15 protein-coding genes are annotated in these 15,709 nt (G+C 41.8%); all 15 read right to left on the bottom strand.

Annotated elements, in window-relative coordinates; translation table 11 throughout:
* Positions 1-8 precede the first annotated feature (8 nt).
* Positions 9-1,067 carry an ABC transporter ATP-binding protein gene (locus ACIFQM_RS18240; RefSeq protein WP_283653703.1) on the bottom strand — a complete coding sequence of 353 codons (1,059 nt, stop codon included), beginning with the start codon at positions 1,065-1,067 and terminating at the stop codon, positions 9-11.
* 16 nt (positions 1,068-1,083) lie between these two features.
* Positions 1,084-1,872, bottom strand: a complete 789-nt coding sequence (locus tag ACIFQM_RS18235) for an ABC transporter permease (protein WP_044644351.1) — start codon at positions 1,870-1,872, stop codon at positions 1,084-1,086.
* 6 nt (positions 1,873-1,878) lie between these two features.
* Positions 1,879-2,700: an ABC transporter permease gene (locus tag ACIFQM_RS18230; RefSeq protein WP_430038850.1), complete on the bottom strand. Its 822-nt coding sequence runs from the start codon at positions 2,698-2,700 to the stop codon at positions 1,879-1,881.
* Positions 2,701-2,727: 27 nt separating this feature from the next.
* Entirely contained in the window at positions 2,728-3,657 is a 930-nt protein-coding gene (locus tag ACIFQM_RS18225; RefSeq protein ID WP_430038852.1) for a nucleoside hydrolase, read from the bottom strand.
* Positions 3,657-4,730: an extracellular solute-binding protein gene (locus ACIFQM_RS18220; RefSeq protein ID WP_430038854.1), complete on the bottom strand. Its 1,074-nt coding sequence runs from the start codon at positions 4,728-4,730 to the stop codon at positions 3,657-3,659. The genes ACIFQM_RS18225 and ACIFQM_RS18220 overlap by 1 nt, the downstream gene beginning before the upstream one ends.
* Positions 4,731-4,905: 175 nt before the next feature.
* Positions 4,906-5,250, bottom strand: a complete 345-nt coding sequence (locus ACIFQM_RS18215) for a hypothetical protein (RefSeq protein WP_014278613.1) — start codon at positions 5,248-5,250, stop codon at positions 4,906-4,908.
* A gap of 233 nt (positions 5,251-5,483) precedes the next feature.
* A complete protein-coding gene (locus ACIFQM_RS18210; RefSeq protein WP_430065940.1) occupies positions 5,484-5,630 on the bottom strand; it encodes a hypothetical protein in 147 nt (48 codons plus the stop codon).
* 29 nt (positions 5,631-5,659) lie between these two features.
* Positions 5,660-7,054, bottom strand: a complete 1,395-nt coding sequence (locus ACIFQM_RS18205; protein ID WP_430038857.1) for a hypothetical protein — start codon at positions 7,052-7,054, stop codon at positions 5,660-5,662.
* A 20-nt stretch (positions 7,055-7,074) separates the two neighbouring features.
* Positions 7,075-8,403 (bottom strand): DUF4163 domain-containing protein, encoded by a 1,329-nt coding sequence (locus tag ACIFQM_RS18200; RefSeq protein WP_430065938.1) that lies wholly within the window; start codon positions 8,401-8,403, stop codon positions 7,075-7,077.
* A gap of 47 nt (positions 8,404-8,450) precedes the next feature.
* The gene (locus tag ACIFQM_RS18195; RefSeq protein WP_430065936.1) at positions 8,451-9,065 is read right to left on the bottom strand and encodes a hypothetical protein; all 615 of its coding nucleotides are present in this window, start codon (positions 9,063-9,065) and stop codon (positions 8,451-8,453) included.
* Between the two features lie 50 nt (positions 9,066-9,115).
* Entirely contained in the window at positions 9,116-10,258 is a 1,143-nt protein-coding gene (locus tag ACIFQM_RS18190; protein WP_430038861.1) for a hypothetical protein, read from the bottom strand.
* Positions 10,255-11,448 (bottom strand): hypothetical protein, encoded by a 1,194-nt coding sequence (locus ACIFQM_RS18185; protein ID WP_430038863.1) that lies wholly within the window; start codon positions 11,446-11,448, stop codon positions 10,255-10,257. The genes ACIFQM_RS18190 and ACIFQM_RS18185 overlap by 4 nt, the downstream gene beginning before the upstream one ends.
* Before the next feature lie 26 nt (positions 11,449-11,474).
* Positions 11,475-12,665, bottom strand: a complete 1,191-nt coding sequence (locus ACIFQM_RS18180; RefSeq protein WP_430065934.1) for a hypothetical protein — start codon at positions 12,663-12,665, stop codon at positions 11,475-11,477.
* Between the two features lie 24 nt (positions 12,666-12,689).
* Positions 12,690-14,129 carry an NADase-type glycan-binding domain-containing protein gene (locus tag ACIFQM_RS18175; protein ID WP_430065932.1) on the bottom strand — a complete coding sequence of 480 codons (1,440 nt, stop codon included), beginning with the start codon at positions 14,127-14,129 and terminating at the stop codon, positions 12,690-12,692.
* On the bottom strand, positions 14,129-15,580 hold the full coding sequence (locus tag ACIFQM_RS18170; RefSeq protein WP_430065930.1) for an NADase-type glycan-binding domain-containing protein: 1,452 nt from the start codon (positions 15,578-15,580) through the stop codon (positions 14,129-14,131). The genes ACIFQM_RS18175 and ACIFQM_RS18170 overlap by 1 nt, the downstream gene beginning before the upstream one ends.
* Positions 15,581-15,709 lie beyond the last annotated feature (129 nt).

Here is a 15,709-nt window from a genome sequence, read left to right as displayed (position 1 = left end):
CCCGCTGATTATTGGACCAGTACCATTTTATCTGCCGGAAAATGCAAGGTAACCCGTTGACCGCTCAGGTACGGCGTGTCCATCTCCTGATTGGCGGTGAAGCTTCCCTTCGCCGTTTCTACCACATACTGATAGCTGCGCCCCAGGTAAGTGCTCACTTTAATGATGCCGGGAAGCTCATTTTCTCCCGTCTCATTGCCTGCTGTGCGGATAACCAAATCATCCGGACGAATAGCCCCCTGACGGGCACCCGGCTGGACTGTACCCTGATTACGGGCCACACTAAACGAAAGATCGCTTGTACTCAGGAGAATTCGTTCCCCCTCCTCAACGCGTTCGTCAAAGGACAAGAAATTATTGAATCCGATAAAACGGGCGACAAATTCGGTGGTTGGATATTTAAAAATCGTTGATGGCGCATCCAACTGCTCGATATTCCCCTTGTTCATAATCGCAACCCGATCAGAAATCGAAAAACATTCCTCTTGATCATGCGATACGTATACCGTGGTAATCCCCAATTCTTGTTGAATACGGCGAATTTCGACACGCATATTCACACGCAGGTTCGCATCCAGATTACTCAGGGGTTCATCGAACAGCAGCAGGTCGGGTTCAATCACAAGCGCCCGCGCAATCGCAACACGCTGACGCTGTCCACCGGACAGCTCACCGGGAAACCGCTTTTCAAAGCCCCCCAGACTGACTGTATCCAGCATAGCCATAACACGGCGTTTTATATCATCTTCCTTCACCTTGCGCAGCCGCAGTCCAAAGGCAACATTATCAAAAACGGACAAATGCGGGAAAAGCGCATAGCTTTGGAATACAAAACCGAAATTCCGCTTGTTCACCGGAACCCGGGTGTAATCTTTATCGCCAAACAAAAACGTCCCTTGTTTAGCTTCGAGAAATCCTGCAATCAGACGAAGCGTGGTCGTTTTGCCACATCCACTCGGTCCGAGCAACGAGAGCAATTGCCCCCGTTCGAGCTGCAAATCGAAATCCTGCAAGATCAATTGGTTATCATAAGCGACCGATACACGATCCAGAGTAAGCAGTGCCATATGGTTGAAGCCTCCATTACCTTTTAGTGAAGTAAGACAATCCCATCAGTCGTTCAATCAAGAACATCAGAATACCGGTCAAAATCATCAGCATTACCGAAATCGCTGCAATCGTCGGGTCAAAATAATTTTCGACGTAGGTCAGCATTTGAATAGGCAGGGTGCTGAATCCCGGTCCTGTCATGAAGACGGAAATGTCGACATTGTTGAATGATTCCAGAAAGGCAATCAGGATAGCCGCAATAATACCCGAACGGATGTTGGGCAGAACCACCTTGAAAAAGGTTTCAAGCCGTCCGGCTCCCAAGCTGAGCGCTGCTTCCTCAATCGCAAAATCAAAGTTGGACAAGCTGGACGCAATGACCCGTATAATGAACGGCAGCATAATCACCGTATGTCCGATCAACAGTCCTGCGTATACCGGCAAATGATAAACAATGATCAGATAACGCAGCAGTGTAAAGCCCAGCACAATACCCGGTATGAGCAGCGGGGAGAGGAACAAGGCATTCAGCGCATCCTTCCCGTGAAACGAAAAACGACTAAGCGCATAAGCAGCAGGCATGCCGATCAGCAGCGCCAAAATGTTACCCAGCAGAGAGACGACAATCGACGTTTTGAACGTGGACATAAACAGGTCCACCTCAAAAATATTTTGATACCAGCGCAAGGAAAAGCCCTGCGGAGGGAATTTTAATACCGTGCCCGGCTCGAAAGAAGTGACCGATATGATCAACAGCGGACCGAGCAGAAAGACGAAGACCAGCAGGCTAAAGAAGCCTAGTCCGTAATGTTTCTCCCGCATATCCACCTACCCCTTCGGATTGAGTTTATGGGCCGCCTTATTTAAGAGACCGACCACGATAAATGTAATGACAATCATAATCGTTGCAATAACGGAGGCGAGAAACCAGTCATTCAGCGTCATGGCGTTCTGATACAAAAATGTAGCAATGACGCGCTGTTTTCCTCCAAGTAGTGCTGGTGTCGTATAAGCCGTCAGACTGCCCACGAAAACGAGAATGCTTCCGATAATCAGGCCCGGCACAGACAGAGGAAATACGATTTTACGGAATGCGCTGAATTTGGAGGCACCGAGGCTCTGAGCTGCATGGACGAGATCACCGTCGATATTTTCGAGTACACCAATCAGTGAAATAATCATCAGCGGTAAAAACAAATGCACCAGACCAATAATCATCGCCGCCGGGGTATACAAAATATTGAGCGGCTCATCAACGAATCCTAAATCGATGAGCACGTTATTCAACAGCCCTTTGCGACCCAAGATGACCATCCAGCTAAATGACCGCACCACCGGACTGGTCAGCAAGGGGAAGATAGCCAGCGCCAGCAAAATTCCTTTACGGCGCGGGGCCTTTTGCGAAATATAATAAGCCGTCGGGAAGCCGAGTAGCACGCATACGAGCGTCGTAACGATACTGACTTCCAGCGTAGTCAGCAATATTTTCAGAAAATAAGGGTCCTTGAAGAAATGGAGATAACCTTCTAGGGTGAATGAGCTGTTCTGTACGAAGGTCGAGCCGATCGTTAACACAATCGGAATGACCATGAACACCGCCAGAAAGAGCAAACCTGGCAGCAGCAGCCAATACAAGTATGTTTTCTTCATGGGTAGCTCCTTGCGGTTATCAATATGTTATTCCTTGTTCAGCACCTGAATAAACAGTTCCAGAAATGCCTCGCTTTCCACCTGTTCGCACACATTCATGTTCGGGCTATGATTGAGACGGTTCTGTACATCGCCCACCGTTTGTCCGTCACATATACGACTGGAGGTTTCCACATCGACATACATTGGCGAAGTTTCCACCAGCCTCGAATTCAGCGCAACCCCTACAGCAAGCGGATCATGAAGCGCACACGCTTTTACTCCGTTACGTTCTTCATAACGCTTGGTATAGATGGCCGTGCTTTCAGCCACATAGCTGCGAATCGCTGGATCAGTGAGACGGGCAATATGGTCCGTCGTTAGCAGTGCCTTCCGTGTTACATCCAGTCCCACCTGTACCAACCGCCCAAATCCGGCATGAAATACGATCCGCGCCGCTTCCGGGTCAGCATACATGTTATATTCTGCTACAGGCGTAATATTGCCGCACCCGTAAATAACACCACCCATAAAAATGACCTCATTGACGTATTGCGTCAACTCCGGACATTTCAGAAGCGCCAACGCCAGATTCGTGAGCGGCCCGGTGCAAACCAGCGTCAGTTCTCCCGGATGAGCCATGACTGTATCAATGATGATGTCCGGCGCAAAGCCTTCGGACGCCGAAATGGCAGGGACAACTCCACTCAATGCGCCCCCAATACCATCTTCCCCATGAATACGGTGCTCATGCAATCCTTTACGGATCAAGGGAGCATCGGCCCCCCGATAGACCGGAATATCCGGTCTATCCAAAAGATCGAGGATTTTGCATGTGTTCAATGTTGCCTGTTTAAGCGATACATTACCGCACACGGTCGTAATCGCTATAACATCCAGCTGGCCGCTTTTGGTGGCTAATAAAATACCCAGCGCATCGTCAATACCTGTATCTACATCTAATATGACTTTTTTCATTATTGGGCAACTTCCCGGTTCCAGCGATCCGTCCATTCCTTGATATGGTCATTGACGAATTTCATATCCAGCTTGGTCAGCTTGTTGACCACATCTGCACCATACGTAATTCCTTCTGTATCCGCACCGGACAGCACCACCTGCGTATTCACCGGAGAATCAACCTTCGCCTTGGCGGACTTCTCTTGAACTTCCTTACTCAGCTGCCAGTTGATAAATTCCTCAGCCAATTCTTTTTGGTCAGAGCCTTTCACCACGTTGATCGTGTTCATTACTGCATAAGCCCCTTCACTCGGCGCTACAAATTTGGCTCCAGGCACTGCTGCTTTCAAATCTTTGAAGTACATCTCCATAATCGGTCCGCCCGCGATTTCCTGCTGACTGAACATGTTGACGAATTCGGACGTCTTGCTATAAAACTTAACAATATTCGGACTCAGCTCTTTCAGTTTCCCGAATGCCTGGTCTTCATTAAACTCTTTACTACCCGCTACCTTGGAGGCCGCGTCAACAACCATCGGTCCAGCCGTAGCCGTAATGTTCGGCAGGGTCACGTTTCCTTTGAATTCACTGCCCCACAGATCAGCCCAAGAGGTCACATTCTTTTTAACCAGCTCCGGGTTGTAAGCAATACCGAGGCGGCCAACCGTATAAGCAGGGCCATACTCCTCACCCAGCGGTGCTTTGGCAATGTCATAAATTTGATTCAGGTTTGGCACTTTGCTGCGATCCAGCTTTTCAAACAAACCTTGTTGGATCCCCTGTTGGGCATAATAATCAGACAGATAAATCAGATCAACGTCTGTGCTTCCTTGACTAATTTTGTTCAACCGTTCTGCGTTATTTCCAATCTCCACTACAATATCAACGTTGTGTTCCTTCTCAAAAGGCTCGTACACTTCTTTGTTAAAGAAGTCTTCGGAGAAGCCCCATGTGGAAATGATTAGCTTCTTTTTCCCATCAGCCGAGCTGCCTTTTCCATCTTCCTGACCTCCGGTAGTATTGCTGCCGCAACCTGCAAGCACAACAGATGCCAAGGTCAAAGCCATGAACCCTTTAAACCATTTTTTCATTTGAAACTCCCCCTGTTTATTCATTCTGCGAACCTGATAACACAAAAAAGAAAAGTACTCTTGTAAAACAAGAATACTTTTCTTCGTAAACAAAGAATAAGTTGATCCCGCTGCGCGTTATAACAGGTTCTCCCCTCAGATAGATCCGAAGCGAAAAGCCGAATATCCAATTGTATTAGGATTCCTTCAGTATGATGTTCGTGATTGCCCACTGCGTTGCTGAATCATAGTCGCGCAGTAGAGCTTCAATATCGAGCCCCATATCCTCAATCAGCTTCTCGCGAAGTCTCTTCTTATACAGCATGGACATTCGGAAATCCACTTCCAGCTTCAAGCCGGGGGCTTCCACTTCCAATGCCGCAGAGCGTGGAGAACGCCGGTGCTTCGCCACAAAGGTAACAATGTTGTTCTCAACGGTGGCCCGCAGTAGCGTGGTCCCGAAGCCGAACAGTTCCTTTGAAATTTCGTTGTAAATCTGGCACATCCGCTTCTTGCTTTCATTACTGTCGAGCAGCGTCATGAACCCACCCTCATCAGCATATTACGTACAATCAACCTTTCAACACGATAGATTATACATAAATATATGATAAATAGCAAACAAAATCCCTAATGTAATAACATATGATGCGAAAAAGCGAACAATATGTCGAACTTTGTAGAGCATTGTAGAGCTTTAGAATATTTTTGTACTTTTTTTCGGCTAAGATATCATAACCCCTGGGATAGGCAAGTAACGTTAAGCCATAAATTTTACCGTTCTTCACTTTTGGTACGATGCTGAGTTACATAAATAAAAGGATATTCGCCTTTGCTTATTTTACGTTTCCATTCTTGGATCATATCTTCTTGGGTAGGCGGTTTCTCATTCACGATTGCTCCAGTAGTTACTTTAGCCATGCTTTTTTATCCTCTCATGATGGTTTTAGTTATTGCGTCTTTATCTTTTCTCCGGTCATTTTGATGTTACCATCCATTTCTACCAGACTTGTTTTACATTTTAAGCCGATGGCATCCTTCGCTGTGACTTGTATTGTGTTACCCGCATTGAATACTAAGTTGCCGTCAGCCTTAACACGGATGTCCTTTTTACTCCGCAGTTCGATTCCATGGTCATCCAGCAGCCGAATCACCACTTCATCGTCATTCCCCGTGATTAAAATTTCATTTTTCTCAAATATAATAGCTTTGCGGTACTTAGTCATAAATATCTTCGTCGAAGGGTCCTTAATAAAGTCACCGCCTTTGGATCTCTTTCGGATCGAGTGGGTTACAATGGCGTCTTTTTCGTTATGGGTCGGAAAGTAGATGTCTACAAAGTCAAAAAGCTCCGGCATACAGTACCATCCCGTATTCCCTTCCGATGTATAAAATGTAGCAGTTGGAAAAGCAAAGGTTTCCTTAACGTTCGGCTTAACCTTATCCATTTCATAAAAGAATACCTTCACATGATCCTGTTCAATTCCAATCACTTTCGACTTCAATGATATGCCACGAATGTTCTCGTTTACAATCAATTCCTGCTTCATTCCATCAGAGGTGGTTAGCACATATTCATGCCATAAGGAATTGTGTCGTATAAACGCAACCGACTGCAAGACGTATAAAGCTTTCCCTTTGAATTTAACCTCAGCCCCAATTTGTAGCAGGACATCTTTCGGCCCGGTCGTTTGCACTTTATAATACAAAAGATTGTCGTCTTTGCTTGCCCCTGGTTTGGTTTTTCTGGTCATGGAGTAGTTATACTGTTTCAGCTCACCTTTATGGACACCATCGGGTAATCCAAAATAAAACTGAGGGTTCTCTCCTATCGGATCGGGTATCAGTCCCCAACCAAGCCGAGACGCTATACGTTTCAGAAACGACCAGTCCGTCTCGTCGAATTGCATCGTAAATCCCTGTAAAAGCTGATCCTTTAAGCGGCTGGTACAATTAGCCTTAGGATATGATTTGAGTACATGTTCAAGCAAAGCCTGCAGCTTCATTTTTACATTTTGAAAGGATTGTCTATGAGGCACTTCATTCAGCTGGCTAGTACAGGATAGGGCCTCGGCGACCAAATAAGCTACATTGGACACCAACTTGATTCTGAACTGCGTGACTAATCCCCGGAACAACACAATCTGTTTCTGATCATCATTCAGGTAAGAAACAACTAACTTAGCTCCTGCCTCCATATGATCCGTATACTCTTCCATTTGAGTGCCAGTTAACACACCCGTTAAAAAGACTTTCACATGCTCATTCATTTTCTGCATAACTTTAACCTTCGGATTTTGAAGAGATAGAACCGTTCCGTTATACTTTATGATTGGATATCCCATGATTCTGCTCCTTTTGTCGGTTAGTTTACGTCTATACGTTGTTTGCCTACGTATTGAATGACATCTTTAAGGGTTTGATTATGTCCCTGATCGTTGATGGCCTGATCCAGTGCAGGGAGCGTGGTAAAGGTTTTATTTTTCTTCTGGAAATAAATGCCTGCTATTGGAAATGGCTTTGCACCATCTGGTCCAGATCCCGTTTCATAATAAGCAATAATAATAACGTCTTTTAATCCATCCTTATTAACATCCTTAAAAGCCACCGCTTCTACGCCTCCGTAACGTGCGACCCACTCACCATTACCGTAGAACTCAGGGAATCGATATAAAATATGTCCTTGATCATCTAATAGAAAGAAAAAGAATTTACGAAGACCTTCCGGATATCCATATGTGGATACAAACTTCACCGTTCCAAAACCTTCGATACTGGTTTGAAAAGATTGTGACTCTTCAATTTCATATTGATTGGTATCCAATTTCTCACCGCTAACAACAAGAGAGGGCTGATCAACAACAGGACTTAGCTCACTCCATAGTTCTTTATTTTGCTTGATATTATCTGGAATTTGCGCAAGACGAATCTCATATTCTGCATGGTCCCCTACTACATGAGCCACGGGTATACTCACTCCCAATGAATCACTTGTAAGATAACTAAACGCACCTAATTCTGAATCGTCAGTTGAACCTTTTAGTAGGTCTGCACCTGTTAACCATTGATTTAACTCATCTTGAGTAAAATTACCAAGTAAATCTTTTTGTTCTGGCTCTATAGCTGAGAATTTCCCGCTTTTTAAAAGCTCTAAAAAAGGTTTTTCGATCTTTACCAGATCACTTAATCTTAATCTTGAAGCCTGCTTCATATCCAAGTTGCTCGTATAAAAAATATGATTAGGATAGGCTGCATCTTTCACATAACGAATACCCGTATATTGAACACTCAAGAACCGCTCACTTTGCCGTTTAATTTCAAAATCAATTTCGACATGAAACTCAGTATCGGAATCGGCATATTCACGTAATCCTTTTAAAGCTTCGGTCTTAAGAATTTGGTTTAAAGATTTTTGCTTTACAGTATCCTTGAGTTTTGTAATTTGAGGATATTTAATCACGATCCCATTTTCCGAATATTTCGCTTGAATGAGTTCATAATTTTGCTGTTCACTATGAGTATTCGAGGCGGTGCTATATTCGGAATCAATACGGACTTCTCCACTTTTGGAGAACTCAATGATAAGGCTTTGTTCAGAATCATCACTGTTTATGAAGAAGCCATCGCCGTGGTCTAAAACTCCGATACTCATGCTATCATGTTGTCGACTCTCTAAAATAATAGGCTCATTCATATCCTTGTTCAGTTCCCACGCATCCGGGAGCTTCATCTTACCTACATCTATACTTTTCTGCGTCCACTTTTGCCCAGACAACTCCCACAAATCAACAAATACGGGGTCTGGATGATATATGGAGACATGCCCCCTAACCACAACTGTATTCCTTGGTCTGAATCTCGAACCACAAAGTCTGTAGTCAATTCTGGCCCGCCATCCTCAATCATCTGGGCGTGTACAAGTTGCCTCGAACTCCACCACTGAACAAATGTATATTTACCTCCGATCGTACTTGTTAGCATATTGGGTGCTCTATAATTCACAACTCTAACGTTTAGCCGTTGATTTTTTAACTGGAACGTTTTCGTTATCACAGTAAGTTTGTTATCAAACTGTTCTGCAAATTCTCCGTCCTTCATCTCTACACTTTCTGGTTCGTTTAGCAACAAATTAAGATCCTGTGTGAAGTCCTGAAGCTTACTTTCTCTGACATCAGAATCCATATTCTCATTGCTGATTATATGAAGTGTCTCTAGCAACGTATTCAGCCTTTTCGAATAGGAAATCATTTTGGCTTCATTTTGGAGAGAAAGCGTATGATTTGTTGCTGCTTTTGAAGAATCATTTCCCTTCGTACATCCGTTCAGTACTACACAGGAAATTAGTAGTAACAGCACGTAACAAATTCGCCCGTACTTCAAGTAACTCATGCTGGATATCACGCTCTCTACAATTTATCGTTTATCTCTATACTCATAATCCTCCACTTGCCTGACTGCTTTTCTAACGTAAACACAATTCCTTCGTTTGTTTCTTCTGAATTACTTCTTACTAAAAACGTCTTCTGGTTACCCTCATTAGCAATCTCTTTTATATCTAGCTCTAATCCGGTATAGTCCATAGCGGAAAAATCTATGATATCTTCAAAATTATTTTTCGGGCTTGCTGACAAAGCTGTGAATTCCGCCATTTCAGGCAAGTGTATCAAGAAGCGATTCATAAGATAATGATCCTCCAAATAATTTTGAATAATATCTTTAGGAATCGTGGGGTATACAAACTTTTTATTTTTGTTCTCATATAGTACTTTTGATTTTTCTGGTCCAGTCCTATCAAATTTCTGATAAGTCATTATTGTATGTTGTTGAGTATCCTGAAAACGGTAGTAACTCACATCCTCAAAAACACCATCTTTATTAATGTCCTCTAGCTTCCTGCTTCCTTGCCCTGTTGCTTCTGGATAATTGTAATTCACGTTGTTAATTTGGTTATCGTCCAAAGCAAATATAGAGAGTCCTTTTGCATCATCCACTTCGCTAGTGGAATATACCACGATAAATTTTTGTTCTGTTTGATCCAACTTCATGATCTTCACATCTTTATTAAGATGCACAACCATAACTGGGTCCTCTAATTTATCAATGATGTGATAACCAGCATCCTCCCGGATTACAAATATGCTGTCAATTTCCTCTTTTTCCAGCCCAAAAGCAAGCACGTATTCCGGCTTTCCATCACGGTCCAAATCTTCTTTTAATATTTTTTGAAGATGCTCATCCTTGGGTTGAATTTTCTTTATAAACTGATCCAATGTGTCAGAATCTGTAGCGCGAGCACTACTTCTTTTATTTATTGGAGTAACAATATTGCTATTTCGATCTTGTTCTTGAGCAGCAGGGTCTGGTTCAGTCACAGCTTTTTGCTCTATCACTTGAGTGCTAGGTTTGATGGGCTCAGCTACCTGTTGCTTCTCGTTCGTGTGTTTTTCCGAACATCCATTCAATAGCAGGCTAAATAACAATATTAAAAATAGTATTCTATTTTGTTTTATAAAGTTGATTTCAAAAAACTCCCCTCTTACATTATTCATTCCACGTTTATACGTTGTTTGCTTACGTATTGAATGATATTTTGAAGCGTTCGATTGTGGCCTGTTTGATTGATATTCTTATCCAATTCAGGTAGGGTAGTGTACGTATTGTCCTTTTTCTGAAAGTAAATCCCCGCGACAGGAAGCGTTTCTACTCCGTGTGCATTAATCCCTGTGATATAATCTGCAATTATGACAATATCCGTACGCCCATCCTGATTTAAATCCTTAAAGCTTACTGCTTTAATCCTGTCAATCATCCTACCGTTGTTACCATAAAATTCGGGGAACTCGTATAAAATCTTGTTATCCGCATACTTTTGGCTGTTAACTTCCAAAAAAAACTTTGCTTGTATCAGATCATTTGCATCCTCATCTTTTAAAGTGGATATAAACTTTACTTTTCCCCATCCATTAAGAGTAGTAATAAAAGATTGTTCTTTTTGTATAGTATATGGTTCCAGATCAGGGTCGGGTTGAGCATCTTCATCTACATAATCAGCGCTGCGTTGCTGTTTTATGGATTTCTCCATGTTATATTCAATGAAAATATTATTTACTTTTTCCGTTTTAGTATCCCACTGAATCCTCAAATGCAAGCCGTTTTTGGAGTAGAGCAGACTCCCATTTGTTATGATACTCGGTTGGCCGTAGAGCTGCAGTACTTTGCCAAGTGTATCACCAGTCTTCAATCCTCTTTTCGTTTTAAGCTTGGAATTTTCCAAGCTCACACCTACAAGATAGCTTTCACCATCCACCAGTTCCTCACCTTCAAGCTCAATCTTAGATAAGACTACAAATCTTATTTCTGGATCCTCATAGTTAGGATAAGATAAGTTCCACCTTCTGTAAGTCCCGTTCCCACTAATATATCCTCTATTGGAACTATCGTACCCCTCACCATAACCCCACTTATGAATAAGTTCTTTAATATCTGTTTTTTTATTAATTTTGTGTAATCGATATGAAATTTCAAAGTCCTCTTCCTGCAGGGGCTTAGGATCGGAAGATACAACGTTTTTGGCTTTGTCTGTTCTTTTATCTGGATAGTAGCCCGTGCTTTCTTGCTTAACTTTAGCAGTAGCTGTTTTCTCATTGTTATAAGTATTGATGTCTGAAAGACTACATGCGGTTACTCCTAAAACCAAAAAAAGCAACATAATGAAATAACAGTAACTTAGCTTGTACATTTCTTTTCCTCTTTTCGAATTTCAGCTTATCGTTTGCCCGTTACCGTCCACTTTTTATTCGCATTACCATGACTATCTTGGGCATTTTGGAGTGCCTTGAAGGTAACAGCAGGAAGTTTTATGCCTTCTGAGCTAGCAATATTTTGAGCTGTGCTTTTACTAATATTTGATAGATATAAGTCATAATTATCTGACTCTTTATTGCTTAATTTGTCATAAATGGATTTTACATCTTCACCCCATGTACCATGACCAGCATATGGCCCATAATCTACTCTTTTCGAATTCATTCTTACAATCGGAGTTATCCAATTGCAGTATTGATATATATCACCCTTACCTTTAATTCCCTCCAAGTTGTTGTTTTTAACTACAACTTGCCTAAACTCTTTCCCATAGTAAATATACCCCAATATTTTTCCGAAAATTAAATTATTCGCCTTCACCAAATCCTTTGCATAATTAGTCTCAACACCATGCTGACCATCAGCTGCTCTATTTGTACTGCTCGTATTAAAACTTCCCGTCCCTTCCTGAATAATAATAGCTAACAAAAGGCGTGGATCAATTTGAATATTATATGTTTCTTGTATGCTTTTTGTAGCTTCCCACAAACTGTGCAACTTTTCTTGGTTCCATTTTTGTTTAGTGAAATTTAATGAGCGCTTTTTGAAAGTTTTCTCAGCTTCAGAACTACCGTTATACTGGAATTCAGCAGGTATCCATTTTCCAGTCGGAGTCTTTACGTTCGTTTTTGCAGGTTCATCCTTCGATTCGTTGGTAACCGGTACTTCTGGTGGTGTCTTATCAGTGGTATCGATCAGACCCAACTTCTCTCGTATAGCACGTCCTGCCTTCTCAGCAGCCAACTTCTGCTTGATATTTCCGCTTGTCTCAGCAGCCATCCAGCGGATTGTTTCTTTTTGCATCTGCTCTTGAGCCCACTTGGGGAACGTGGCCATTTCGCGGAGCTTGCTTCGAAGTCCCTCTGCTAGCTTTTGCGCTTTACGCATACCGACCTCGTCGCCGTTGGCTTGAGCGATATACCAATCTTCTTTGTATTTACGCATCCAGGTCTGGGCCCAATCAGGATAATTCAGTTCTTGTTTCTTTTGTTCTGCCGCAAGGTCAAAAGCCTTGGCTTTCCTGTGCGCATTAGCGGTTGTTAAAGCTTTCAACATAGGTGTTGCACCAAACGTTGGCTCTTTCCACTTCATATGTCTTCTCCTTTTTTAGAAATGCTAGAAGAATCGTATCTCCGATATACAGGTATCGTGATATTTGCTTCCTTTCTCTACTGCCTCAATCGTTATTTTCACAAATGAGGTGTGAATGGGGGCATCAAGAAATTCGTTCCTTATAAAATCATTATCTACCATCATGGTCTGCCCGTTTGAAAACTCCAGTTTCATTCGTTTAACTCTATTATTTGCTTGGAAAGCATCAGATGACTTAGCCAAGCCATTGATGAGCTCAAACCCCTTCAGTTCTTGCATAGAGCCGAAATCAATCTTGACCCACTCCCCAATCCCGTCTCCCTTGACTCCTTCACACCAAGCTGTACTCGCATCTCCATCCATAATGTTTCTAGCAGCATAGGAGTTTCCAGCCTGATTTGGAAGTGTAGAAGAAGCAACGATTTTCTGTGCCGGGATGCTTTTTTGATATTTCATCAAATCCGTTGCAGTCTGTATCCATTGCTCAGGAGATACATTATAACCTACCCTATGCAATGGGTTGGAGTATTTTATAGTCAAACCTGTTTGGATGTCTCGTTGTTGCAGTTCACCCTTTGATTTCAAATAAGCAACCCTATGGTTATCCAAGGTTATAACAGGAGATTCTGTGGCTTTCATTAGTAGCTTCTTCTCCCCTGTCTGTATATTGAACATATACGTCTTATCATTATCATAAGAAGAGAGAAGCAATTGATCGTTATAAAGCCACTGTTCGATCTGTATTCCTTCTATCCCTAGCTTGATTTGTTGAATTTGCTTATTCTTGGACAAGTCATAGATCAATACAGTATGGTTACCATCTACAAGGGCAAATTGGTTACCGTCAGGCGAAAACACTGGAAGATTGAGATAGTGACCATCATTTAATTGCCCTAATGCTTTAGTTTCCTGCCCTTGGTTCATATAATAAAAAAAGGCTGCATCCCCTGTGTAAACACACTTGCGTAAGTCAGGAGACATAACAGCGTAGTCCCTATTCGGCACCTTAAATTCATATAATTTCTTTGTGGTAGACAAATCAAAGATTTTAATAATTAAATAATTCAATTCGGTTGACTCTCTACATAAAGCGATCCGCCTGCCATCATCCGAGAACCTAACCAGATACAACTCAGATTCAGGATACGCTTCACCTTCACTTGCATATAATTCATCTATAATGCCGTCTAAATCAATATAGGTATTGCCTGTAGGATCATCCATATCAGCGAGATATTCCATGGGCATGTTTCCATTTTCCGCTTCAAAAAGCAACCAATTTACAGCCCTTTTTGTTGGGGGAAGCTTCTTGGACTGAGAGACAGAAGCATGAGTTTCATTCCGCTCCTGTACTTTTTGGCCCTCATTCGATTGTATACAGCCGCATAGCATAGAAAAGATTATAACGAGTAAAGTAATTTTACTTATCCACACCGCAGTTTTCTTTTGTTTCCTACTGCTCATCACAATAACTTCAGCTCACCTATACAAGTATTTGGGAAGTCCGCTCCTTTTTTTATTTCCAGTATGGTAATTTTAACGAAAGATGTTCGTATGGGTTCGTCAAACCTGAAGCGTGTGTCATTGTTCTCAAGCACCACAGATTGTCCATCCGAAAAATCTAGTTTCATTTTTTGGATTGTATTCACGTCTAAATACTTATTGTTAACTCGTATAATACCGTCAACCATCTCCATACCTCTGACCTCTTGAATTGAACCCAAATCCATAGTTACCGTTTCTCCTACTCCGCCTTCCTTCGTTCCTTCACACCAAGGGGTTAAATTATTATCGTCCGTTAAATTGTTCACATTAAAAGAATAGTTACTCTGATTAGGAAGTGTGGAAGAGGCCGTAATTTTTTTCACTTTGACCTTGTTGCTATATTTCATATAATTAGTTCTTGTTTCAATCCACTGTATTGGAACTACCCATGTTCCTTCGCCATTTACAATGGACGAAATATCTCCTTTTTTTCCACTGGATATATCAATCATGAACATTTTTACAACCTCATCATCTGCCAGTACTAGTTTTTTTTGATCTGGAGATAGAATAAATTCGCCCACTCCTTCGCTAATTCTTCGTTTTTTTCCAGTCTGTATGTTTAGCGAATAGATTTCTTCTAAAAACGTCTTACCACCCTTAGAAATTGTTAAAATTAATTTATCCTCTTGATCCCATTGCAAAAGCGAAGCCTTAGAACCTACAAGTAAACGTTTTGCTCCACTAATACCGGACAGATTCAGCATAATGATACCTGGTTGGTCATTTTCCTCAAAACAGAATCTAGTGCCATCTGGAGAAAATAATCCTGAACTAATAATACTTAAATTTATTTTACGTTTCCCAAGGTCTATTTTTGTTGTTTTCCTCTTTACTGCATCATATAAATATATTTGCTCGTTCAACTCATAAATATATTTCCCTAAATCAGGGGAGACTACAGGGTAAGACGTTGGAGGCAATTCAAACTCGGACTCCTTTTTTCCTGAGTTCAGATCATATACCTCAAGAATGTGTTTTTGGTCCCCTTCTTCCACATCAGAGATTGTCCTTACAATCGCCATTCGACTTCCATCATTAGACACTCTACTGACAGTTACTTGGGAGTCGCGATATTTTACTCGTTCTTCCTTAGTTTGCATCGCATCTATCAAGTCATCGATACGTATATATGTCTTTCCTGTAGAATCATCTAAATTGGTCAAAAATTGAGTCGGGTACGGATCTTCGTTCCCATTTAAAAGCCACCGTGCTTTTTTTTCAGTAACATTTCTACTATCTTGTGTTACCCTGTGTGATGATATTTCTTGGGATTGAGAGGACGGGTAAACATCCTCTCCATTAATCCCACTACATGCTGATATAATGGCTACAAAGCTAACAATCAGTATGATTTTTATAAAATTCACTTTCTTACCACTTCCTCTTCCGTTCTCAATAAAGCCTACCTAGCTAAACGGGACAGTACTATTTTCTCCTGTGAGAATACCTTGGAATCAAATATTATTATGGTGTTTAAGCTATTGCTTATTTGCTTA

It is taken from the genome of Paenibacillus sp. NRS-1782, from assembly GCF_050467685.1.
Taxonomy (GTDB): Bacteria; Bacillota; Bacilli; order Paenibacillales; family Paenibacillaceae; genus Paenibacillus; species Paenibacillus terrae_A.
Note: the sequence above shows the minus strand (reverse complement) of the source record. Positions and strands in the feature narration are given on the sequence as shown.